Origin of the sequence: Streptomyces sp. NPDC087310 (assembly GCF_044744405.1) — a bacterium.
Lineage (GTDB): Bacteria > Actinomycetota > Actinomycetes > Streptomycetales > Streptomycetaceae > Streptomyces.
Window position 1 is genome coordinate 360,236 of record NZ_JBIUYF010000001.1, and the last position, 23,330, is coordinate 383,565.

The following is a 23,330-nucleotide window of genomic DNA, read 5'->3' on the forward strand; positions in this document are numbered from 1 at the left end:
AACGGCTCCATGGAGAACACGGACAGCGACGAGGGCGTGGAGAACGCCTGGTTCGTGGTGGTCAACGACGAGGACCAGCACTCGGTCTGGGCGGTCGGCCGCCCCGTTCCCGACGGCTGGCGGACCGTGGGCGAGGCGAAGGACAAGGCCGCCTGCCTGGCCTACATCGAGGAGCACTGGACCGACATGCGCCCGAAGTCGGTACGCGGCGCCCTGGCGAACGGAGGACACCGTGGCTGAGACCGCCGGCCTGCCCGAAGGGGCGGGCGTGAGCGCGCCGGGAGCCCCCGGCATCGAGCTGACCCTGACGGACGCCGAGCGCCGGGTGGTGGAGGACGTCACGTCCCGGCTGGCCGGCGAGGTGCCCGCCTCGGCGCCGTACGACCTCTGCCGCGAGGCCCCGGTGATCGCCCATGAGCTGCCGGTCCGGCTCCGCCGGGCCCTGGGGAGACTGCGGCAGGACGGCCCGGCCGCCTACGCCCTCGTCCATGGCCTCGCGGTGGACGACGAGGCCATCGGCACCACGCCCCCGTCGTGGGGTGAGGCACCGGCGCGGGAGCGCACCCGCCGCCAGGAGATCCAGGCGGTGCTGATCGGCTCCCTGCTCGGGGAGGTCTTCGGCTGGCAGAGCCAGCAGGACGGTGCGGTGGTCCACGACGTACTGCCGATGCGGGAGTACGAGAACACCCAGATCAACTTCGCCAGCCAGGAGCCGATCTGGTGGCACACGGAGGACGCCTTCCACCCCTTCCGGCCCGACTACGTCGGCCTGCTGTGCCTGCGCAACCCCACGGCCGCCGCCACGACGGTGAGCTGCGCGACCGACTGGGACCTGGGCGACCCGGCCTTCGACGTGCTCTTCGAGCCGAGGTTCCGCCAGCTCCCCGACCACTCGCACGGCGTGACGGGTGACGGGGCGGAGCGCCGCCCGGTGCTCTTCGGGCCGCGCGAACGCCCGTACGCGTGCGTGGACCCGTACTTCCTGGAGCCCCCGGAGGACGGTCGGCTGGCCGAGGTGCTGCGGCGGTTCTACGACACCGTGGAGGCTTCCCTGCGCCAGGTGGCGCTGGCGCCGGGCGACGTGCTGCTGGTGGACAACCGCAGCGCCGTGCACGGCCGCAGGCCGTTCGCCGCCCGGTACGACGGCAAGGACCGCTGGCTGAAGCGCATCAGCGTCAGCAGGGACCTGGGCCGCTGCTGGTCCGCCTGGAGCAAGGACACCCGGCACGTGCTCGTCGGCGACCAGTGACGGACACCGGACGGCCGCTACCGGCGGAGGGCACCCGCCCGTCCGCCGGCGGCCCCTTCGAGCGCCTCTCGCTCCTCCCGCCGGAGCGCCGGAGCGCGTTCCTCGCCCGGGTCCGTGGCGACGAGCGGCTCGGTGACGAGGTCCTGCTGACAGCGGCGCAGCGGCGCATGTGGTTCATGGGGCAGTTGACGCCCGGCAGGGCCGCCTACACCATCCCGCTGGCGTACCGCTTCCGCGGGCCGGTGGACACCGCCGCGCTGCGCCGGGCGCTGCTCGCGCTGGTCGAGCGGCACGAGATGCTGCGGATGCGGTACACGGAGATCGACGGGGTGCCGGTCCAGTTGCCCTCCGGGGAGCCGCTGCGCTGCCCCGTGACCGATCTGCGCGGGGCGGCGTCGCCGGAGGAGGCGGCCGAGGAGGTGCGGCGGCGCGTCGAGGAGGCGGCCGACGAGCCGTTCCGCCTCGACGGGGGGCCGCTGGTGCGCGCCGGGATCCTGCTCACGCGGGAGGCCACGGTGCTGGTGCTGACGCTGCATCACAGCGTCGCCGACGGCTGGTCGCTGGAGATCCTCTTCACCGACCTGGCCGCGCTCTACGACGCCGAGGCGGCCGGGCGTCGGGCGGCGCTGCCGGCGCCCCCGTACCGTTACGCACGGCATGCCGCCTGGCAGCGTGCGTGGCTGGAGGGTCCGGAGGCCGCAGGGCAGATCGCCTACTGGCGGCGGCAGTTGGCGGGCGCGCCCGAACTCCTCGCACTGCCCGCCGACCATGCGGACGCCCCGGGCACGGTGGGCGGGGCGGGCGCGGCGGACGGGGTCGTCGGAGCCGCCGCGGAGCTGCCGGTGCGGACCGCCGTACGGCTGCGGGAGCGCGGGCACGCCGAGGGCGCCACGCCCTTCATGGTGGTGCTGGCCGCCTACTCCCTGGCCCTGCACCGGTTCACGGGGCAGGACGACGTGCTGGTCGGGTCGCCCGTCTCCGGCCGCCACCGTCAGGAGGGCGAGGGAACGGTCGGGCTGTTCGTGAACACCGTCGTGCTGCGCAGCGTGCGGGCGGGGGCGGAGACCTTCGCCGGGCTGCTGTCGCGCACGCGGCGGACGGCGCTGGACGCCTACGCCCACCAGGACGTGCCCTTCGACGTCCTGGTGGACGCGACGGGCGCGCGGCGGGTGCCCGGGCACAATCCGCTCTTCCAGGCGTTCCTGTCGATGGAGGGCTTCACCGAGCACCCGGTGGCACTGGGCGGCGTGCCGGGTGAGGAGATCACACCGCCCGGCGGCGGGTCCCGCTTCGACGTGGACCTGTGGGTGAGCGAGCGGTTGGACGGCAGCCTGGCCCTGCGGCTGAGCCTCGCCGAAGAACACTTCGAGGAGGCAACGGCGCGGCGCGTGCTGGACCATGTCGTCGCCGTCCTCACGGCGGTCGCCGACCACGGCACCGCGCTCGCGCTGTCCGGGCTGGGGACGGCGGGCCGCCCCGCCGCCCTGCGGGGCGCGGCCCCCGCGGGACCGCCCGGGACCACCGTGTGCGACCTGGTGGCGCGGCAGGCGGAACGCACCCCGGACGCCCTCGCCCTGGCCGCCGGCGCGGAGCGGCTGACGTACCGGCGACTGCACGGGGAGGCCCACGCGTTCCGCGACCGGCTCGTGGCGCTCGGGATCGGCCCGGGCGACCGGGTCGGGATCCATCTGGAGCGGACCGCACGGCTGCCCGTCGCCGTCCTGGGCGTCCTCCTGGCCGGGGCGGCCTACGTACCGCTCGACACCGCACTGCCCGCCGAGCGCCTGACCTGGGTCCTGGAGGACTGCGGTGTGCGCCTCGTGGTCACCGGTACGGACGCGGGGCAGGACACCTTCCGGGCGGCCGGGGTGCGCGCCCTGCGGGTCGACGGGAGCGGCGCGGACGAGCCGGTGTCCCGGGGGCAGGAGCAGGGGCAGGGGCGGGACGGTGCGCGGGTCGGCCCCTCGGACCTCGCCTATGTGCTCTACACCTCGGGTTCGACCGGCCGCCCCAAGGGTGTGGCGGTCGAACACCGCAGTGTCGTCGCGATGGTCGAATGGGCCCTGCGGACCTACACGGCCGAGGAGTTGGCCGGGGTGCTGGCCGCCACCCCGCTCTCGTTCGACATCTCCGTCTTCGAACTGTTCGTGCCACTGGCCGGGGGTGGCACCGTGGTGCTCGCCGACGGCCTGGGCGGGTTGTCCGCACCGCCGGACGGCGCCCCGCCGATCACGCTGGTCAATACGGTCCCCAGCCTCCTTCAGGACCATCTGCTGGAGCACTCCCTGCCCGGATCCGTCCGTACGGTGAACCTCGCCGGTGAGCCGCTGCCCGCCACGCTCGCGCGGGCGGTGCACGCGCGCCGGTCGGTGCGGCGCGTCGTCGACCTCCGCGTCGTCAACCTCTACGGGCCGAGCGAGGACACCGTCTACTCCACCTGGAGCGAGGTGCCGCCGGAGACGGCCCGGCCCGCGATCGGCCGGCCGGTGGACGGCTGTTTCGCCTATGTGCTCGACGAGCGCGGCGGTCCGCTGCCCGAGGGCGCGGTGGGCGAGCTGTACCTCGGCGGCGCGGGTCTGGCGCGCGGCTATCTCGACCGGCCCTCGCTCACCGCCGCGCACTTCGTGCCCGACCCGTTCACGCCGGTCCCCGGCGGCCGGATCTACCGCACCGGGGATCTCGTGCGGCAGCGTCCCGACGGGGAGTTGGAGCATCTCGGCCGCGCGGACCACCAGATCAAACTGCACGGCCTGCGCATCGAACCCGGCGAGATCGAACACGCCCTGCTGCGTTCGCCCGGTGTGCGCGGCGCGGCCGTCACCGCGTACGGGAAGGGCCCGGAGGCCCGGCTCGTGGCGTATGTGGCGGGTCCGGAGACGCTGGCCCCCCGTGCGCTGGCCACCGCGCTGCGCTCGCGGCTCCCCGCGCACCTGGTGCCGTCGCAGTACGTGGTCCTCCCCGCGCTCCCGCTGACAGCCAGTGGGAAGACCGACCGGCGGGCGCTGCCCGACCCCGGGGCACCGGTCGGCCGCCCGGACTCGCCGACGCCGCGCACGGCGGAGCAGCGTCTGGTCGCCGAGGTCTGGGGCGAGGTGCTCGGGCGCGACGGGCTGCGCCTGGCGGACGACTTCTTCGTACTGGGCGGCAACTCCCTGACGGCGCTGCGCGCGGTCGGCCGGCTGAACCGGGAGGCCGGTGCGCGGCTGGCCCCGGCGTCCTTGTTCGAGGCGCCGACCGTGGAGCTGTACGCCGGGCTGCTGGCGACGCCTGGCGCGCGGGAAGCGGAGGGGCCCGCGGGTGCGACACGGGTGACGGTCCTGCGGGAGGGCTCCGGCCGGGCGCCGGTGGTCTGCCTGCCGCCGGTGGGCGGGGACGTCCTGGGGTACGCCGAGTTCGCCACCGCCCTCGGCGCCGGCTTCCCGGTCCTCGGGGCCGTCGCCCCCGGTCTCGATCCCGTCTCCGGCCCGCGCCCGCTGGAGTCCGTACCCGAGATGGCCGACCACTACCTGACGTTGCTGCGCCAGGAGGGCGTCGACGGGCCGGCGGCGCTGGTGGGGTGGTCGATGGGCGGGGTGGTCGCGGTGGAGATGGCGCACCGGCTGCGGGCGGCGGGCGGTGTGGCGCCCCCGGTGGTGCTCATCGACAGCACGGTGCCAGGACCCGAGTTCGATGTCGCGGACCCTCTCGCCGAGTTCGGCGCCCATCTGGCCGCGGGGGCCGGGCTGACCGAGCACGTCCACGACGGGAAGTGGCCCGACGCGGCTGCGCTGCTGAGGTGGGCGCGCCGGCGCGGGGTGCTGGGCGAGGAGACGGAACTCGACCGGCTTCAGGCGCGGCTGAGGGTCTTCCGCGCCCATCTGGCGGCACTGTCCCGGCACCGTGTCCCACCGCATCCGGGGCCGGCGCTCTATCTGGCCTGCCGTGACGAGCGGGCGGACGAGCGCTGGGAGCCGTGGCGGCCGGTGCTCGGCGAGGGCCTGGCGATCCGGGAGGTGCCCGGCGACCACCACAGCGTCATGCGCCGGCCTCATGTGTGGTCGGCCGCGCGGGAAACGCGGGCCTGGCTGAATTCGCTGTACGGAATGGAAAGCGAGCAGCGAGACGAAACCCCCGGATGATACGGCCGAAATTCCCCCCTATCCCTTATGGACGACCAAGTCCGGCGTCATTAGGATTATCCCGAATCGCCGAACGGCGGTTTTCCCTCATCGAAGGAGTTGCTGAAATGGCTCGTATGAAGGCGACGATCCTCCACGTCATGGGCCGCACCGACAAGGGGATGCGCCGCGTCGCCTACACCCCGATCGTCTGGCTCTGACCTTACGAAACGGAAGCCGTGGGGCCCGGCGTCACCTCGCCGGGCCCCACGGCGCAGCGGGCGGGAAACGGATGGAAATGGAAAAGGGCAGACTTCTGGATCCGCTCACCCGGCGCCAGCAGATCCGCAATGCGAGCGCCTTCGAACAGGACCCTCTGGAATTTCTCCGCGGTCAGCTCCGACTACAGGGCGACATATTCCGCTTCAGCAACACCCTGACGGTGTTCCAGCACCCCGACCACATACACGATATTTTCGCCGACGCCCATGGCGCCTTCGCGCTGGGTGCCGCTGAGGCGGCCGGGGAGGGAGGCGTCACCGGAGGGCAGGCGTGGCTGAGCGCCCGCGCGGACAGCACCCATCTTCTCGGGACCTCGGCGGCACGGGCCTCCGGCGAGTCCATCGCGGCGGCCTTCCAGGCGCACTTCGCGCGCCACGCGGGCTCCGAGATCGACGTGGTCGACACACTCTTCGACATCTGCGGCGCCACCGTCGCCGACCTGTGCGCCGGGCCGTACGGGGAGCGGCTGGAGCGCGCCGCGGCCGACCATCTGCGCGCACTGCTGGCGGGGGCGGCCACCTCCGGGCTGCTGCCGTCCTGGCTCCCGCTGCCCCGTGCCCGCCGTATCCGCGCGACCGGCGCGGAACTGGCGGAGCTGATCGACGACGCCGCGGCGCGCGGCGCGCCGCCCGACGACCCCGAGGCGCGGAACTTCCTCCAGGTGCTGGCCGCGCGAGGAGACGAGCTGGGCGGCCGGCTGCCCGCCATGATGCGCACCATGCTGGTCGCCTCCCTGGCCTCCCCCGCCGCGGCTCTCGCCTGGGGGGTACGGGAACTCGCGCTCCGCCCCGCGGAAGCCGCGGCCCTGCGCGAGGAGATCGCCTCGGTCGGCCTCGCCGGGATCGTCCGTGACCCGTTGCGCGCCGCCCCTCTGACCGTGGCGTTCCTCAAGGAGGTGCTGCGGTTCCACTCCCCCGCCTGGCTGCTCCAACGGGACGTGGTCCGCCCGGTCACCGTGGGCGGCGTACGTCTGGAGCCCGGCGAGCGGGTGGCGTTCAGCCTCTACCTCCTCCACCACGACGAGCGCTGGTGGAGCGAGCCCTGGGCATTCCGTCCCGGCCGCTGGCTGGCGGACGCCCCCGCCCACGCGCCGCGCGCGTACCGCCCCTTCGGCGGCGGCCCCCGGATCTGCGCCGGAGTCCAACTGGGCATGGTCCAGATGGTCTGCGGTATCACGACCCTGCTCGCCCACTACGACATCGACGCCCCGGGGGCGGCGGCTCCGCCCGGCAGGCCGGAGGCCGTGCGCGCGCCGTCCGGCCTGCGGGCCACCCTGCGGCCCCGCCCGGCCCCCGTACCACCGGCCGGTGGCGGTGACGGCGAAGGACGGAAGGACGGAACGACACCGAATGGAACCGACACCCCGCTCCGAGGAGATCGACGCCGCGCTGCTGGACCACCCCTGCGTACACCAGGCCCTGACGACCGGTGATGGCAACGTCTCGTACGTGGTTCCCCGCGCCTGGGCCGGGGAGGAACTGCGCCTGGAGCAGCTCAGCGACTGGCATCAGGTGTTCGAGTCCCTGTACGCGGACCCGGAGCCGCTGCCGCTCGGGGAGCACTTCGGCGGCTGGTTCAGCACCTACGACGGCAGTCCCATCCCGCTGGAGGAGATGCGTCAGTGGCGCGACGCCACGGTGGCGCGCGTCCGGGCGCTGCGCCCCCGCCGTCTGCTGGAGATCGGCGCGGGCAGCGGGCTGCTCCTCTCCGAACTCGCCCCGCACTGCGCCGAGTACTGGGCCACGGACTACTCGGCGCGCGCGGTCGCGCTGCTCGACGACCGGCTTCGCGAGCGCCCCTCCCTCGCCGGGCGGGTACGGCTGCGGTGCGCTCCCGCCCACGTCGTCGACGGACTGCCGGCCGGTCACTTCGACACCGTCGTCCTCAATTCCGTCATCCAGTACTTCCCCGACGACGCCCATCTGCTCGACGTCATCGGCAGGGCGCTCTCGCTCACCGCGCCCGACGGCTCCCTGTTCCTCGGTGACGTGCGCACCGCCACCCTCGAACGGGGCTTCCACTGCGCGGTCAGGCTCAGCCGCGACGACGGCACGTCGGACCGGGCCACGCTGCTGCGCGGCCTCGCCGACGGCCTGGCGCAGGACAAGGAACTCCACGTCGACCCCGGGTTCTTCGCCGCGCTGCCCGCCGTGTTCCCCCGCATCACGGCGGTCGACCTCCAGATCAAGGAGGGGCGGGCGCACAACGAGCTGACGCGCTACCGGTACGACGTCGTGCTGCGCACCGCCCGTCCGACGGTCGACCTCTCCGCCGCCCCACGGGTGCGCTGGGGCGAGGGCGCGCACACACTCGCGGAGGTGGCGGAGCTGCTGACCGCGCACCGCCCGGGGGCGGCCCTGCGTCTGGAGTCGGTCCCGAACGCCCGGATCGCCGCCGAGACCGCCGCGCTGCGCGCGCTCGACGCGGGCGCCGACGTCGCCACCGCGAAGGCGCTGCTGCGCACCGCACCACCCTCCACGGTGCCCGAGCCCGACGCCCTGCGGGCACTCGGCGCCCGCCTGGGCTACGCCGTGACCGTCACCTGGTCGCCCCTCGACCCCACCGCCCTCGACGCGGTGTTCTGGCGGAGCGCGGAGGGGCCGGACGGCGAGCAGGGTGCTCCGGTTCCGTCCGGCGGCTACGCCCCGGCCCGGCCGGCCGCTCCCGACCGCCTGACGGAGTACGCCGCCACACCGGCGGTCATCGACCCGACGGCGCCGCTGGCCGCCGCGCTGGCGGCCCACCTCGCCGAGCGGCTGCCCGGCGGGCGGCTCCCCGGCGCCGTCGTCGTCCTGCCCGAACTCCCGTCCGCTGACCGGCTGCCCGCGCCGTTCCCGGTGGAGCACGACCCCCGGCCGGACGCCTGGGCGTGGCGACCGCTGCCGGACGGCCGGGCCGAGGTCTCGCTGCGCCTGGTGGGCCGGGTGGACCGGGGGGCGTGGCTGAGCGCGCTGCGGGCGCGCCTGGGCCCCTCGGTGCTCCTGCGGGCCCGTAACGCCACCACCGGGGCGCTGCCCCGGCTGACCGGGGAACTGCCGGACGAGTCGGCGGCGTTGTTCGTCCTCGGTCCCGAGGAGCACCGGCTCACGGTCGTCTCGCGGCGCCCCGAGGCGTACGGCGCGGGCGCCGGTCCTTTCGTACGCGGCGTGGTGGCGGCGTACCACGCCCACCGCACCGGACGGACGGAGCCGCCGGGGTCCGTGGCCGCCGGCTCCGGCACGGAACCGTCCGGCCCGGTCGGTGCGCGCTTCACACTCCCGGGCCTCACGGTCCTCACCCCGCCGGATCCCGCGTCGGCTCGGTAGCGGCGACGGTGCCGGGGGCGACGGCCGCCGCCCCCGGCGCCTCGGCCTCCACCAGCCCGCCCTTGACGGTCAGCGACCGGACGTCCTTGCTGCACAGCGCCGCGACGGTGGCGAGAAGGACCAGGCACACGCCGCCGAGAAGCGTCGCGCGCGACCCGTAGCGCTCGGAGAGGGTGCCTGCCGTCATCTCACCGACGGGCAGCGCGAGGATCGAGCCCAGCATGTCGTACGAGTAGACCCGCGCCAGCCGGTCGGGCGGGACGTTCTCCTGGAGCGACACGTCCCAGGCGACTCCGAACTGCTCCAGTGCGAGGCCGTTGAGGAACATCGCCACCACCAGCAGCGCCAGGGGCGCCGCCTCGGCCAGCGCGATCAGCGGCAGGGCGTCGAGGGCCACCACGGCCACGCCGATGCGCAGGGCGTGACGGGAGCGGGAACGGCCCACCACGAACCCGCCGATGAGCGCGCCGGCCATCTGTGTGGCCAGCACCAGCCCCCAGGCGGTGCGCCCGTAGGTGCTGTTGGCGATGGTCGGTCCGAGCACCTGGATGCCGCCCGCGGTCACGGCGTTGACCACGAAGAACTGGAGCACCACCACCCACACCCAGGTGCGTGCGGTGAACTCCGCCCAGCCTTCCCGGAGTTCGCGCAGCGGCTGGGCGGGCGCGTCCGACGTCGGCTTCGCCCGGGGCACGCGCACACCGTGGTAGGCGAGGGCGGCGCCCGCGAACACGACGGCGTTGGCGGCCATACCCCAGCCGGGGCTGAAGACGGCCGTGATCATGCCGCCGACCGAGGCGCCGACGATCATGCCGGTGTTCACACCCATGCGGCTCAGGGCGTTGGCGGCGCGCAGTTCCCCGGCCGGAACGGTCTGCGGGACCAGCGAGGCCGACGCGGGCATCGACACCGCTGCCACCGCGCCGTTGACCACGCTCAGCAGGATGAGCACCCCGAGCGAGGCGGCCTCGGTGAGCAGCACCACCGCGACCGCCGCCTGCACCGTCGCGGCCGACAGGCTGGACCCCTGGAGGATGAGGGAGCGCGGCACCCGGTCGGCGAGGATGCCGCCGAAGAGGACGAGGAGGACGTTGGCGATCGACCGCGAGCCGACGACGATCCCGACATCGACGGCGGAGCCCGTCATGTCCAGGACGGCGAAGGCCAGGGCGATGGGCGCCATGGAGTTGGCGCAGTGCGTCATCGTGCGGCCGAACACCAGGTTGCGGAAGTTCCGGTGGCGTAAGGACGCCAGAACGGAAGCCTTCTCAGCTCGCTCGGTCACTCTGAGGTCCCCTCTCGGGCCATTTCGAACAGCATGAGCGTCGCGCTGGCACGTACGGTCCCCGGTGTGTCCGGCGGCCGGGCCTCGGCGTGCATGATCACCCCCAGCTCCACGGCGAGCTCCCGCACCCGCTCCCATGCCTCGGGGGGCAGCCACAACTCGGCGTCGGTGAAGGCCCCCGGCGATCCGTCGACCCGCTCGCGGCTGCGGCGCCGCAACTCCTCGGAGAGGGCGGCGGCCAGGCCCGCGTAGTCGTCGAGGGATCCGCCGGAGACGGACTCCCCACTCGCCGGGTTGTGGCGGTACCGCTTGGCCCGGCCGCCGCGCACGGAGGTCTCCTCGACCATCTCCAGCAGGCCGGCGGTGTGCAGATGGCGCATGTGGTAGCTGACATTCGCCTGCGACTCGCCCAACTCGCGCGCGGCCTCACTGGCACTCATGGCGTGCGCGGTGAGCAGGGACAACAGGCGCAGGCGCAGCGGATGAGCCAGCGCACGCAGCCCGCCGAGCTCCGCGCGTCTCTCGGCAGCGGACATGCCATGAGTATCCGGCCCCGGTCAGCGCACTGTCAAACACTTCTTTTGGGGCTGTCGGCCTGGGCCTCAGTTGGGCCGCTCGCCCGATACGGCCTGGTCCGCTTTCGACCCGGTGGTGTCCGGAGGACGTCGCTTCCGTGCCCGTGGGAGCGCGTCGCGGGTACGCCGGCGGAAGACCAGGAACGCCGCGAACGCCGCGCCGGTGAGCCAGAGGAGCTGGATCGCGAGGCCCTGGGCCACCGACGCGGTGGAGAAGGCCGCGGACATGCTGGCCTGCACGGCCCCGTACGAGGGCAGGAAGCGTACGACGGCGCTGTCCGATCCGGAGCTGGAGAGAGGGTTCTGGAGCGCGACATCGAGGATGCTGATCATCAGGATGGCGAACATCCCCTCCACTTCCCGGCCGAGCACCGACCCGAAGACCACGCCGAGCGCGCCGTAGGTCAGGGCGGCGCAGAACAGCCCGGCGGCGAGCATGAGGGGCTGCCGGGGGGACCAGGCGAAGCCGGCCGCCGCCGTGGCGTACGCGGCGATGGCGGCGCAGACCAGGGTGAGCGCGGAGAGCTTGGCGAGCACCAGGTGGAAGCGCGGGTATCCCGCCATCGCCAGGCGCCGGTCGAAGGCACCGCCGGTGAAGGTGGCGGCGAACATCATGAACCCGGCGATCAGTGTGACCGCGTTCAGCGCTCCGGTGATCTGGGTGAGGTGGTTGCCGGGCGGGGACAGGACCTCGCCCGTGGCCCGCAGCCGGAAGGGCGCCGGCCGGTCGGGAATGGTCACGTAGGCCAGGGCGATCCAGACGGGGATGTACACGACGACCAGCAGCATCGCGAACCGGTTGCGGGCGTGCCCGATCAGCGCGTACCGGGAAGCCGTGGTGAACAGGGCCCAGTGCCTCCTCATACCGGCTCCTCCGACGCCCGGTCCCGGCGGGTGAGGCGTCCGTCCTCCAGGCGCCACAGCTCGTCCAGCCGGTCGACGTCGTACGCCAGGTGTGAGACGACCAGCACCGAGCGTCCGGCGTCGCGCAGTTCCGTCGCCAACTCCCAGAAGCGCAGATACGTCTCCCAGTCGAAGCCCTGGTACGGCTCGTCCAGCAGCAGCACGTCCGGGTCGTGCATGAGCGCCAGGGTCAGGTTCAGCTTCTGCCGCGAGCCCCCGCTGAGCAGCCCCGCGCGCCGGTCGAGGTACTCGGTGAGGGCCAGGGTCTCCATCACCTCCTCGGCCCGCCGCAGATCCGCGAGCCCGAAGGCGTGCCGGAAGAGGTCCAGATGCTGGCGTACGGTGAAGGAGTCGTCCAGGACCACGGACTGCGGGCAGTAGCCGAACCTCCCGCTGTGACGCACCGAGCCCCGGTCAGGGGCGAGTTCACCGGAGAGGATCTTGAGCAGCGTCGTCTTGCCCGCGCCGTTCTCCCCGACGATCCCGGCGAGGACCCCGGGCCGCAGATGGAGGTCGACGCCCCGCAGGACGGCGTGCCGACGGTAGGAGTGATGCACTTCTCTGACGTCCATCGGGCCGCTCCGTCCCTTCAGGTCTTCGGGTCTTCTGGATTGCGTCTTCGGTCTTCCGCCTTCAGGTCTCCCGGATGGCGGCGCAAACGGCGCCGCACACCGCTCACTTGGGCGCCGGGGCCTACTCCAGTTCGACCACGGCCCGCTCCCACAGTCCCGGCAGCGACTCCCCGAGGGGAAGGGCCCGGTCGGCCACGAAGGACACCTCGGCCCAGGTGCCGAAGAAGGACAGGCCCACCCCGAAGAGGTGTCCGGGTACGAGCAGGGGGAGCAGGGCGGTTCCCGTCACATGGGTGTCCCCCAGGCCGGCCTGGTCGGCGAGCGGCATGGAGGTGGCCATGACGTCGGTGACGCGCGGTGAGGTCACCCGTCGCAGGTACCACTCGGTCGGACGGCCCGGCATGAACCGGACCATGTCCTGCATGGCCTGTCGCCAGGTCTCGCCCCGAAGCTTCCGGGTCCTCGCCATGACGCGGTCCACCCTCCACAGCGGCGGGGCGCCGTCCCGGGAAGCGTCCGCGCCTTTCGGGCCCGTCCGCAGGGGCAGCTCCAGCGGCAGGGCGAAACAACGGTTGCCCCAGGTCTGGTCCTCGTCGGGGCGGCGCGCGTCGACGGGTACCAGTGCCGTCACCCGTGGGAGCGGTACGCCGGACCGCTCCGACCAGGCCGCCAACGCACCGGCGAGCGCGGCCAGATGGACGTCGTGGGCCGAGCCGCCGCGCGCCGCGCCGATCCGGCGGAGGGCGTCCGCCGGTACCCGGCCGCGCCACAGCCGCCTCTCGCCCGTGGGTACGAAGGGGAGGGCCGGACGGGGTCCGCGGACGACCAGGGGGCCGGCCGCGAACCTCACGGCCAGGCCGACGGCCAGGCCCACCCGTCGGGGCAGGTCGGCCCGGCGGCCCTTCCCCGGCACCGGGCGGGCCGAGGGTTCCCCCTCACCCAGCATGGCCCGGAACGTCATCGCGGCGGCCGAACCGTCCTGACAGGCATGGCGGAAGCGGTAACACACCGCGTACCGGTCGGGCACGTGGCCGTGGACCAGCCAGGCCCCCCAGTAGGTTCCCGGCGCGAAGGGCGCGTTGAGCGCGGTGTGCAGGGCCGAGTCCCACTCCCCGGGGCCGTCCGCGACCACTTCGTGCACATGCCGGTCGACGGCGAAGTCCGAGTCCGGCCGCCACCAGGGGCGTCGCGGACCGCCCTCGACCCGGCTCGTCTGCAAGGGCAGTTGGGGGAGGCGGAAGCCCACGTACGCGCGGAAGTCCGCCAGGCTCGGGGGCGGACCGCTCAGATACGCGACGCCACCGGCTTCCCAGCGGGCGTCGGGGTGGCGGCGCTCCATGCTGAGGAACGCCCGGTCGAGCGCGTGGGCGGGGTGGCGGGGCGAGGGAACGGACGGGGCTGACGGTACGGACTCGGGCATCGGACCACTCCAGTTCGATCGGCACGGTGCCCATCCGGACGTGATGGACGCCCGTTTATATCCGGCGGCGGTGGACCTCCGTACGCGCCCGGCGCCCCCGGAGTGTGCGCCGGCCCCGTCCCGTAGTCCGGCCCAGCACACTCACCCCGCCCGCCGACCAGCGTCGCGCGCCCCGGGACCGCGTCCCGATCGGGGCCCGTGAAACCACCCGAAAGGGGGACAGGGCCGTGGGCGGTCCGTACCGCAGGAGCCGCTTCGCACATCCGTACAGTCGACCCCTCTGACCTGCGACGGGACTCCCGCAGAACCCTCCTGGCGCACCCCGGGCCAGGGCGCGGGTACTCCGTTCAGGTGAGGAGGGTGAATCGGGGCTCCGCCACCGCCCGCCGCCTGGCACTGTGTGCCTTGCGTCAGCGGTCGCCGGGCCCGGGAGGAGGGTCAGGGAGCCTGTCGGGTGACCTCCGAGCCGGGTGACCTCCGACAGCGCGGCCACACCCGGCCACACCCACGCACCGCGCTGCCGAAATGCCCTGGCAGCTCCGCTGGTTCCGCGATGACGGCAACCCACCGCCGTAACGCGGTCGCGGTCCCGTCCCTTTCGGAACTTTCGAGATCTTTGGAGTCATGGTCGTGCATGTCGCCCTCACCGGCGCCACCGGATTCCTCGGACTGCGTCTGCTGCGCCGTCTGCTCGCCGCGCACCGGTCGGTGACGGTCCTGGTCCACGCGGGCTCGGGTGACGCGCTGCACCGCATCACCCGGTTCTTCGAACTGACCGGCGCGCCCGAGGAGTTCACCACCGGACTCACCGGCCGGCTGCGGGTGGTGGAGACCGAACTGGAGCGGCCCCGGCTGGGCCTCTCGGGGCGCGCCTTCCAGGAACTGGCCGACGGTCTCGGCGCGATCTGGCACAGCGCGGGCAGTATCAACCTGGAGGGAGACCTCCCCGAGCTGCGCCGGACCAACGTCGAAGGCACCCGGCACGTACTGGAGTTGGCCGCCGCCGGGCGCGGGCGGCCCGTGGTCCACCACGTGAGTACGGCTTTCGTGGCCGGGCGGCGACGCGAGGGCGTGGCGTACGAGGACGAACTGGACGACGCGTACGGCTTCGAGAACGCCTACGAACACTCCAAGTACGAGGCGGAGAAGCTGATCCACGCGTGGTCCCGGGAGCACGCCCGTCCGGTCGTGGTGCTGCGGCCGAGTGTCCTGGTCACGGACCTGCCGCCGCACGCGGAGCTGCCCGCACATCCGCTCCAGGTCATCGAGCGGATCATGCGCGACGCACGGCGCACCGCCGGAACCGGGGGCCAGGGCCGCGACGGCCGCCCCCGCGTCCGGCTGGTGGGACATCCGCACGGCCGGCTGAACCTGCTACAGGTGGAGCACGCGGCCGAGGTCATGGTGCGCCTCGCCAGCCGGACGCCCTCGGGCGGGGTCGACACGTACCACGTCGTCCACGACCGTGACGTGCCCGTACCGACGGTCGTGACCCTGCTGGAACGGCTGACATCGGTCGCGATCGAGCTGGTCGCCACAGAGCCGGACGACCCGTCGCCGCTGGAGTCCCTGCTGAGGTTCTATCCGGGGCTGACGGCCTATCTCGCCCATCGGCGGCGCTTCGACGACACCCGGGTCAGGACCCTGCTCGGTCCTTCGGCGGCCTCCGGCCGGGTGGACCTCGGCTATCTCTGCTCCGGCCTGGCCACGAGGGACCGCGTCCCCGCCGGGCCGGCGGCCCCGGCCCCGACCGGCTTCCCCTCCGGCCACCACCCCTGAGTGCCGGTCGGTGTCCCCGAGCCCGCCCGTACTCCTGAGTGCCCGTCAGCACTCCCGAGTGACCGTGAGACCCGTCTCTCCCGCTGGAGCCCTCCGTGTCCGTTCTCGCCGCTTCCGGCGCCCCCGCCGCGTCCACGCCGGTCTTCACCCCCGAGGGGATCGCCGCCCGCGCCCGGCTCATCCGGGAACCCGTCCATGTCGTCAGCGGCCCTGACGGACGTGAACGGGGGCTCGCGACCGGCCCCGTGCCCGGCGGCCCGGTGCTCGGTACGCTGCCGCCGCTGTACCCCGAGTGGCTCGGCGGGCGCACCTTCTGCGAGGCGCACGGCGTCCGTTTCCCCTATGTCGCGGGCGAGATGGCGAACGGTATCGCGACGACCCGGATGGTGTCCGCGATGGCCCGTGCCGAGATGCTCGGCTTCTTCGGCGCGGGCGGACTGGCCTACGAGGACGTGGAGCGGGCCGTGCGCACACTCGCCGACGAGCTGCGCTCCCACCGGAACTGGGGCGTGAACCTCATCCACTCACCGGCCGAACCCGAGCTGGAGTTCCGCGTCGCCAAGCTGCTGCTGCGCCACGAGGTGCCCCGGATCTCGGCGTCGGCGTTCATGGAGCTGACCCCGGCCGTCGTGCTGTGCTCGGCCCGGGGGCTGCGCCGGGGCGCGGACGGCGGGATCGTCCGGCGGACCCGGATGCTCGCCAAGGTCTCCCGCCCCGAGGTGGCCGAAAGGTTCCTCTCGCCCGCCCCGGCCGCGCTGCTGGACCGGCTCGTCGCCCAGGGGGAGCTGACGCCTCAGGAGGCGGAGTGCGCGGCCCTCGTGCCGGTGGCCGAGGACATCACCGTGGAGGCCGACAGCGGAGGGCACACCGACAACCGGCCGCTGTCGGTCCTGCTGCCGAGGATCGCCTCGCTGCGCGACACACTGTGCCGGCGGTTCGGCTACCGCCGGGCGGTCGGGGTCGGCGCGGCCGGCGGCCTGGGCACACCGGACGCGGTCGCCGCCGCCTTCGCCCTCGGCGCGTCCTACGTGGTCGTCGGCTCGGTGAACCAGACGGCCACCGAGGCGGGGCTCTCCGACGAGGCCAAGGCGATGCTCTGCGAGGCGGACATCGCCGATGTGGCCATGGCACCGGCGGCGGACATGTTCGAGCTGGGCGTCCACCTCCAAGTGCTGTCCCGGGGAACGATGTTCGCCGCGCGGGCCGGCCGGCTCCTCGCGGCGTACCGGGCACACGGTTCGCTGGAGGAGATCCCGCCGGCGGTGCGCGCCCCGATCGAACGGGACGTCCTGCGCGCCCCGTTCGAGGAGGTCTGGCGGCACACCGTCGCGTTCTGGGAGCGGCGCGACCCCACCGAGATCACCCGAGCCGCGTCCGACCCGAAGCACCGGATGGCGCTGGTCTTCCGCTGGTACCTGGGCAGTTCGAGCCGATGGGCGATCACCGGCGAGTCGGCCCGGCGCGCCGACTACCAGATCTGGTGCGGTCCGGCGATGGGCGCGTTCAACCGGTGGGCCGCGGGCACCTTCCTGGCCGATCCGGCGAACCGGTCCGTGGCGCAGATCGCGCTCAACCTGCTCGAAGGCGCCGCGGTACTCACCCGCGCCCACCAACTGCGTACCTACGGAGTCCCGTTGCCGCCCGACGCGTTCGTCCACACACCGTGCGCCCTGGCATGAGCGGCCGCGGCGCCCCCGATCCCTCAGCTCCCGCCGTCCCACTCCGAGGAGAGACCGTGACCGCCGCCACCCCTCGCCAGGTGCCCGTCGCCGTCGTCGGTGTCGGCGCCCTCGTGCCCGGCGCGCGGGACGCGGCCGGCTACTGGCGGATCGTGACCGGCGGCCAGGACCTGATGACCGAGGTGCCGGCCTCCCGCTGGCTGGTGGCGGACCACTACGATCCGGACCCGGCCGCCCCCGACAAGACGTACGCCCGCCGGGGCGCGTTCCTGCCGGACATCGACTTCGACCCGATGGCGTACGGTGTGCCGCCCACCAGCCTGTCCGCGACGGACACCTCGCAACTGCTCGCCCTGATGGTGGCCGACCAGGTGCTGACCGATGCCGGTGGTCCGGCGGGCCTGGACCGGGACCGGATCGGCGTCGTCCTCGGGGTGTCCGCCCTGGAACTGCTGTCGCACATGTACGGGCGCACCGAACGCCCCGTGTGGTTCAAGGCGTTACGGGAGAGTGGACTGCCCGAGGCCGAGGCGCGGGCCGTGTGCGACCGCATCGCGGCGCACTACACGCCGTGGCGGGAGTCGACCTTCCCCGGGCTGCTCGGCAATGTCGTCGCGGGCCGGATCGCCCACCGGTTCGATCTGCACGGCACCAACCACACCACCGACGCCGCCTGCGCCAGTTCCCTGGCGGCGCTGTCCACCGCGGTCGGCGAGCTGGCGCTCGGCCGGGCCGACCTGGTGATCAGCGGTGGTGTGGACACCGGCAACGGAATCGGCATGTTCCTGTCCTTCTCCAAGACGCCCGCGCTCTCCCCCAGCGGCGACTGCCGCCCGTTGTCGGACACGGCGGACGGCACGATGCTCGGCGAAGCCGTCGTCATGTACGCGCTGAAGCGGCTGTCCGACGCCGAGCGGGACGGCGACCGCGTCCACGCGGTGATCCGGGGCATCGGCACCTCGTCCGACGGCAGGAGTTCGGCGATCTACGCGCCGCTGCCCGACGGGCAGGCCCGTGCTCTGCGACGCGCCTACGAGGAGGCGGGCTACGGACCGGGGACCGTGGAGCTGGTCGAGGCGCACGGGACCGGCACCAAGGCCGGTGACACCGCCGAACTCGCCGCCCTGAACGAGGTGTTCGGGGCGTCGGGGCGCCCGGACGGACAGTGGTGCGCGATCGGCTCGGTCAAGTCGCAGATCGGCCACACCAAGTGCGCGGCGGGCGCGGCGGGACTGCTCAAGGCGGTCATGGCCCTGCACCACCAGGTGCTGCCGCCGACCATCAAGGTCGACCGGCCGAACCCGGCGGCAGCCGCGCCCGACGGTCCGTTCTACGTCAACACCGAGGCCCGCCCCTGGGTACGGCCCGCCGGTCACCCGCGCCGGGCGTCGGTGTCGAGTTTCGGCTTCGGGGGCAGCAACTTCCACGTCACGCTGGAGGAGTACGTGCCCTCGGGCACCCCGGGCAACTCGGGCACCCCGGGCCGGGTGGCACCGCGCCACCGCTCCGCGCCGAGCGAACTCGTCCTGTTCAGCGGCGCGTCGCCGTCCGACCTGGTGGCACCGGACACCGGGGACGGCCGTTCGCTGGCCGCGCTCGCGCGGGAGAGCCACGGCGCGTTCTCGCCCACCGCCCCGGTACGGCTGGCCGTCGTCGCCACCGGCGTCGAGGAGTTACGGGAGAAGTACGCGCGGGCACTCGCACTGATCCGGCAGCGGCCCGGCACGGCGTTCTCCACACCGACCGGTGTCCGGTACGCCTCGGGGACACCCACGCCCGGCCGTATCGGCTTCCTGTTCCCGGGACAGGGGGCCCAGTACGTCGGGATGGGCGCCGAACTCGCCATGCTGGCACCGGCCGCACAAGCCGTGTGGGACGAACGGGGCGGCACCGGGTCCGACGGGCCGCCGCTGCACCGGGTGGTGTTCCCGCCGCCCGCCTTCACCGACGAGGAGCGCGCCGCCCAGCGGGAGTCGCTGGCCGCCACCGAGTGGGCGCAGCCCGCGCTCGCGGTGCACGCGCTCGCGCTGCTGGAAGTGGTGCGGTCCCTGGGGCTGCGGCCCGACTGTGTGGCGGGCCACAGCTTCGGTGAGCTGGTGGCACTGCACTGCGCGGGTGTCCTGGACGCCGGGTCGCTGGTCGCCGTGGCCCGCAGACGCGGTGAGCTGATGCGGGACGTGGCCACCGCGCCGGGCGCGATGCTCGCCGTGGCGGCGGATCGCGCGCACGTGACGGCGGTACTGGCCGGTGGCGGACTCGGCGACCTCTGGCCCGCCAACCACAACTCCCCTCTTCAGACGGTACTTTCGGGGACGACGGAGGCGGTGGCGCGGGCCGAGAGGGCGTTTGCGGCCGAGCGGGTCGGCACCCGCCGGCTGACCGCCTCGACCGCCTTCCACAGCCCGCTGGTCGCCCCGGCCTGTGAACCGCTCGCCGCGTTCCTGCACACGGTCCCGCTCTCGGAGCCCAGGATCGAGGTCTACGGCAACGCGGACGCGGCCCCCTACCCGGCCTCGCCCGACGAGGTACGCCGCCGGATCGCCGGCCACCTCGCCTCGCCGGTGCTCTTCCAGGACCAGATCGAGGCGATGTACGCGGCGGGGGTGCGGACCTTCGTCGAGGTCGGCCCCGGCACCGCGCTGACCGGCCTGGTCGGACAGATCCTCGGCGACCGCGAGCACGCGGCCGTCCCCCTGGAGCGGCCGGGCCGGTCCGGGATCAGTACCCTGCACGCCGCGCTCGGCGCACTCGCCGTCCGCGGTGTGCCCCTCGATCTCGCCCCTCTCTGGGCGCCGTACGCCCCGCCCGGAACCCCGGCGAAGGAGCGCGGGCCCCGGATGACCGTGAAGATCAGCGGAGCCAACCACGGTCAGCTCTATCCGCCCCTCGGCGGAGCCGCCGAACCACCGCCGCCCGCGCCGGGAGCACCGCTGGAGCGACAGCCGCGGCCCGCCCCCGGCCCCGCTCCCGACCCCAGCCCCGCTCCCGCTCCCGCTCCCGCTCCCGCTCCCGCTCCCGACACCATGGCGGTTTCCATGCCCGCGTACTCCCCCACCCCTCTCCCCCCGTCGGAGCCACCGGTGTACGAAACGGAGCCCGCCGATGCCGCGGTGCCCGGCTACGGCACCGCGCCCGGGGCCACCGGCGGTGCCGACTGGTACGCCGCGGTCGAGAGCGTCCAGCGGCAGACGGCGGAGGCCCACGCCGCCTGCCAACGCATGCTGACGGACAGCCATATCGCCTTCCTGCGGATGACCGAGACGACCCTGACCGCGATGCTCGGCGGGGTGGCCGAGGCCCCCGCTCCCCCTCCCCCGGCACCGCTGCCGCTCCCCCGTCCTTCGGCGCCGCCTCGGGCACCGGTGTCCATGACACCGGCCGCGGTCGAGGTTCCCGTAACCGCCCCTGCCCCTGTCCCCGCCCCCGCGGCCGTACCTCTCCCCGTACCCGTACCGGCGCCCGACCGGATGGCTCCGCCCGAACCGGCCGCCTCCGCCCCCCTGTCGGCGTCGGAGCTGGAAGAGCTGCTGCTCTCGGTGGTGGCCCGGCTCACCGGCTATCCCACGGACATGCTGGGCGTGGACATGGAGTTGGAGGCGGATCTGGGGGTCGACTCCATCAAGCGGGTCGAGATCCTGTCCGCCGTGCGCCGGCAGGTGGGCGATGTCGCGGCGGGGGATGTCGGTCAGCTCGGCAAGCTCCGCACCCTGCGCGAGATCGTCGAGGCGCTCACCACCGCCACCGTCCCGGAGGCTCCCGACACGGTGAGCGCCCCGGCCCCCGAGTCCCCCGCCCTGCCCGCCCTGTCCGGGGCCGGTACGGAGGCCGGGGCCGGGCCGGAGGCGGCGCTGACCAGGCTGGTGCCGCGCGCGGTGGAGTCACCGGCGGCGGGTCTGGCGATGGCGGGGCTCCTGGACGGGCCGCTCGTGGTGACCGGAGAGGGACTCGACGGCGGCGGTCTCACCGGCCTCGTCGCGCGGAGGCTGGCGGAGCGCGGCGTGGACGCCACCGCGGTCGCCGAAGTGCCCGAGGACGCGCGCGGGGTCGTCCACCTCGGCGCGCTGACCGGGGGCGGTACGCCGGACGAGGCGCGGGAGGTCCACCGGTCGGTGTTCCGTGCGGCGCGCTCGGTGGCGGCCCGAGCGGCGGAAGGGGGCGGGCTGTTCGTGACCGTGCAGGACACCGGGGGCGACTTCGGGCTCGGCGGCCACGCGCCCGACCGTGCGTGGCTGGGCGGTGTCGCCGCTCTGGTCAGGACCGCGGCGAAGGAGTGGCCGGGCGCCTCGGTCAAGGCCGTCGACTGCGAGCGGGGCGGCCGGGACGACGAGGCGGTCGCCGAGGCGATCGTGCGGGAACTGCTCGAAGGCGGCCCCGCCATGGAGGCCGGTCTGCGCGCGGACGGTACCCGCACCACCCCCCGGGCGGTGCCCGCGCCGGTGACGCCCGCCGCCACGCGGCGGATCACCTCCGCTTCGGTGATCGTGGCCACGGGAGGCGCCCGGGGAGTGACCGCCGCCGCGCTGCTGGACCTGGCCAGGACACACCGTCCGCGGATCGTGCTGCTCGGCCGGACCGAACAGGTCCCCGAGCCCGACGGGCTGGCCTCGGCCGGTGACGAACCGGCGCTCGTCCGGCTGCTCGCTGAACGCTCCGCGGAGCACCCCGCCACCGGCACGGCGGACTCCTCGCCCGCCCGGATCACGGCACGGGCCCGGGAGATCCTGGCCGCGCGTGAGGTACGGGCGACGCTGGCCGCACTGGCAGCGGCGGGGTCTCCCGCCCGGTACGTCCAGGTCGACGCCCGCGACGGCGAGGCACTCGCCGCCGCACTGCGCGACGTACGCGAGGAGTGGGGGCCGGTCACCGGCGTCGTGCACGGTGCGGGGGTGCTGGCCGACCAGCGGATCGTCGACAAGACCGACGCGCAGGTCGAGCGAGTGATGTCGACCAAGGTGGACGGTCTGCGCGCGCTCCTGGCCGCGACGGCGGACGATCCGCTCGACGTCATCTGCCTGTTCTCCTCGGTGGCCGCCGTCCACGGCAACGTGGGGCAGAGCGACTACGCCATGGCCAACGAGGTCCTGGGCCAGGTGGCCTCCGCCGAGCAGGCCCGCCGGCCCGGCTGTCTGGTGCGGTGCGTCGCCTGGGGCCCGTGGCAGGGCGGTATGGTCACACCGGCCCTGGCCGCGCACTTCGGCCGGTCCGGGGTTCCGCTCATCCCTCTGGAACGGGGCGCCGCCGCCTTCACCGCCGAACTGGACGGTACGAGCGGCGAGGCGCGGGTCATTCTGGCTGCCGGGGACGATCCGGCGGCCCTGTCCCCCGGCGGCGACCCTCCCCCGGCACAGGTGCTGGTCCGGGCGGACACCCTGCCGCAACTGGCCGACCACGCGATCGCCGGGGTTCCCGTGCTGCCCGTGGCGATGGTCCTGAACTGGTTCGCCGGGGCGGCCACCGCCTGGCGGCCGGATGCCGGACCGCTCGTCCTGCGCGATCTGCGGGTGTACAAGAAGCTCACCCTGCCGGAACTGACCGGCGAGGGCCACCGGCTCACCGTACGGGGCAGCCGGGGGGCGGCCGGTTCGGCGGCGGGACTGGAGACGGAGCTGCGGGGCGCGGACGGTGTGGCGCACTTCCGGGCCGTGCTGGACACCGGGGCGGCGGAGCCTGATCCGGCCGCCTGGGGCAGCCCGGACGGCCTGGAGCCGCTGGACCGCGCCGAGTTCTACGACGGAGAGGTCCTCTTCCACGGACCCCGGTTCCAGTCCCTCCGTACCCCGCACGGTGTCTCGGAGCACGGCGCCGAGGCGACCGTCGCGGGCGTGCGCGCCCTGGGCTGGAGGGGGGAACACTGGGCGCTGGACCCGGCGGCCGTGGACGGCGCGCTCCAACTCGCCCTGCTCTGGGCACGGAACGCCGTCGGTGCGGCGACGCTGCCGATGGCCGTCGCGGAATGCAGGGTGCACCGGCGCGGCCCGGTGGACGGCACCGTGCGGTGTGTGGTGCGGGGCCGGAAGGCGCACAGCACGGGAGCCCGCTGCGACGCGGCGCTGATCGACGCGGACGGGTCGGTCCGTCTGGAACTGCTCGGCGTGGAACTCGTCAGCCGTCCCTCCTGAGCGACCCACCCGACCCGCGCGACCCACCGCCCACCGCCCGTCCCCGTCCCCGTCCTCGTTCCCCG

Annotated in this window: 13 protein-coding genes; 8 read left to right on the plus strand and 5 right to left on the minus strand. The window is 74.1% G+C overall.

The features are described 5' to 3' along the window. The first annotated feature begins 9 nt into the window (after positions 1 to 9). The 5 genes from ACIO3P_RS01555 (at position 10) to ACIO3P_RS01575 (ending at position 8,933) form a co-directional block, all read left to right on the plus strand. The gene (locus ACIO3P_RS01555; RefSeq protein WP_401787311.1) at positions 10 to 240 is read left to right on the plus strand and encodes an MbtH family protein; all 231 of its coding nucleotides are present in this window, start codon (positions 10 to 12) and stop codon (positions 238 to 240) included. Continuing rightward, positions 233 to 1,249, plus strand: a complete 1,017-nt coding sequence (gene gntD / locus ACIO3P_RS01560) for a guanitoxin biosynthesis L-enduracididine beta-hydroxylase GntD (RefSeq protein WP_401787309.1) — start codon at positions 233 to 235, stop codon at positions 1,247 to 1,249. Before ACIO3P_RS01555 ends, gntD begins: the two co-directional genes overlap by 8 nt. Next, the gene (locus ACIO3P_RS01565; RefSeq protein WP_401849817.1) at positions 1,246 to 5,367 is read left to right on the plus strand and encodes an amino acid adenylation domain-containing protein; all 4,122 of its coding nucleotides are present in this window, start codon (positions 1,246 to 1,248) and stop codon (positions 5,365 to 5,367) included. Before gntD ends, ACIO3P_RS01565 begins: the two co-directional genes overlap by 4 nt. A 271-nt stretch (positions 5,368 to 5,638) precedes the next feature. After that, a complete protein-coding gene (locus tag ACIO3P_RS01570; protein ID WP_401849819.1) occupies positions 5,639 to 7,060 on the plus strand; it encodes a cytochrome P450 in 1,422 nt (473 codons plus the stop codon). Beyond that, positions 6,978 to 8,933: a class I SAM-dependent methyltransferase gene (locus ACIO3P_RS01575; RefSeq protein ID WP_329822671.1), complete on the plus strand. Its 1,956-nt coding sequence runs from the start codon at positions 6,978 to 6,980 to the stop codon at positions 8,931 to 8,933. Before ACIO3P_RS01570 ends, ACIO3P_RS01575 begins: the two co-directional genes overlap by 83 nt. Here ACIO3P_RS01575 and ACIO3P_RS01580 read toward each other — a convergent pair. The 5 genes from ACIO3P_RS01580 to ACIO3P_RS01600 form a co-directional block, all read right to left on the minus strand. Next, the gene (locus ACIO3P_RS01580; protein ID WP_329822670.1) at positions 8,902 to 10,218 is read right to left on the minus strand and encodes an MFS transporter; all 1,317 of its coding nucleotides are present in this window, start codon (positions 10,216 to 10,218) and stop codon (positions 8,902 to 8,904) included. The genes ACIO3P_RS01575 and ACIO3P_RS01580 overlap by 32 nt on opposite strands. Beyond that, positions 10,215 to 10,754: a helix-turn-helix domain-containing protein gene (locus ACIO3P_RS01585; protein WP_329822669.1), complete on the minus strand. Its 540-nt coding sequence runs from the start codon at positions 10,752 to 10,754 to the stop codon at positions 10,215 to 10,217. The genes ACIO3P_RS01580 and ACIO3P_RS01585 overlap by 4 nt, the downstream gene beginning before the upstream one ends. Before the next feature lie 66 nt (positions 10,755 to 10,820). Beyond that, positions 10,821 to 11,657, minus strand: a complete 837-nt coding sequence (locus tag ACIO3P_RS01590; protein ID WP_329822668.1) for an ABC transporter permease — start codon at positions 11,655 to 11,657, stop codon at positions 10,821 to 10,823. Beyond that, positions 11,654 to 12,268: an ABC transporter ATP-binding protein gene (locus tag ACIO3P_RS01595; RefSeq protein ID WP_401849820.1), complete on the minus strand. Its 615-nt coding sequence runs from the start codon at positions 12,266 to 12,268 to the stop codon at positions 11,654 to 11,656. The genes ACIO3P_RS01590 and ACIO3P_RS01595 overlap by 4 nt, the downstream gene beginning before the upstream one ends. Before the next feature lie 121 nt (positions 12,269 to 12,389). Further along, entirely contained in the window at positions 12,390 to 13,688 is a 1,299-nt protein-coding gene (locus ACIO3P_RS01600; protein ID WP_401849821.1) for a wax ester/triacylglycerol synthase domain-containing protein, read from the minus strand. Between the two features lie 624 nt (positions 13,689 to 14,312). On the opposite strand from ACIO3P_RS01600, the gene ACIO3P_RS01605 reads away from it, so the two are divergent. From ACIO3P_RS01605 to ACIO3P_RS01615, 3 genes are all read left to right on the plus strand, one after another. After that, positions 14,313 to 15,467 carry an SDR family oxidoreductase gene (locus ACIO3P_RS01605; protein WP_401849822.1) on the plus strand — a complete coding sequence of 385 codons (1,155 nt, stop codon included), beginning with the start codon at positions 14,313 to 14,315 and terminating at the stop codon, positions 15,465 to 15,467. Between the two features lie 95 nt (positions 15,468 to 15,562). Next, on the plus strand, positions 15,563 to 17,146 hold the full coding sequence (locus tag ACIO3P_RS01610; RefSeq protein WP_401849824.1) for a PfaD family polyunsaturated fatty acid/polyketide biosynthesis protein: 1,584 nt from the start codon (positions 15,563 to 15,565) through the stop codon (positions 17,144 to 17,146). Further along, complete coding sequence (locus ACIO3P_RS01615; protein WP_401849826.1) at positions 17,143 to 23,265, plus strand: SDR family oxidoreductase; 6,123 nt, start codon at positions 17,143 to 17,145, stop codon at positions 23,263 to 23,265. Before ACIO3P_RS01610 ends, ACIO3P_RS01615 begins: the two co-directional genes overlap by 4 nt. Positions 23,266 to 23,330 lie beyond the last annotated feature (65 nt).

Bases quoted from the DNA above. Each gene is read 5' to 3' on its own strand.
- ACIO3P_RS01555 (WP_401787311.1), top strand. From the start codon at position 10: ATGGAGAACACGGACAGCGACGAGGGCGTGGAGAACGCCTGGTTCGTG.
- ACIO3P_RS01570 (WP_401849819.1), top strand. From the start codon at position 5,639: ATGGAAATGGAAAAGGGCAGACTTCTGGATCCGCTCACCCGGCGCCAG.
- ACIO3P_RS01575 (WP_329822671.1), top strand. From the start codon at position 6,978: ATGGAACCGACACCCCGCTCCGAGGAGATCGACGCCGCGCTGCTGGAC.
- ACIO3P_RS01585 (WP_329822669.1), bottom strand. From the start codon at position 10,754: ATGTCCGCTGCCGAGAGACGCGCGGAGCTCGGCGGGCTGCGTGCGCTG.
- ACIO3P_RS01590 (WP_329822668.1), bottom strand. From the start codon at position 11,657: ATGAGGAGGCACTGGGCCCTGTTCACCACGGCTTCCCGGTACGCGCTG.
- ACIO3P_RS01595 (WP_401849820.1), bottom strand. From the start codon at position 12,268: ATGGACGTCAGAGAAGTGCATCACTCCTACCGTCGGCACGCCGTCCTG.
- ACIO3P_RS01600 (WP_401849821.1), bottom strand. From the start codon at position 13,688: ATGCCCGAGTCCGTACCGTCAGCCCCGTCCGTTCCCTCGCCCCGCCAC.
- ACIO3P_RS01605 (WP_401849822.1), top strand. From the start codon at position 14,313: ATGGTCGTGCATGTCGCCCTCACCGGCGCCACCGGATTCCTCGGACTG.
- ACIO3P_RS01615 (WP_401849826.1), top strand. From the start codon at position 17,143: ATGAGCGGCCGCGGCGCCCCCGATCCCTCAGCTCCCGCCGTCCCACTC.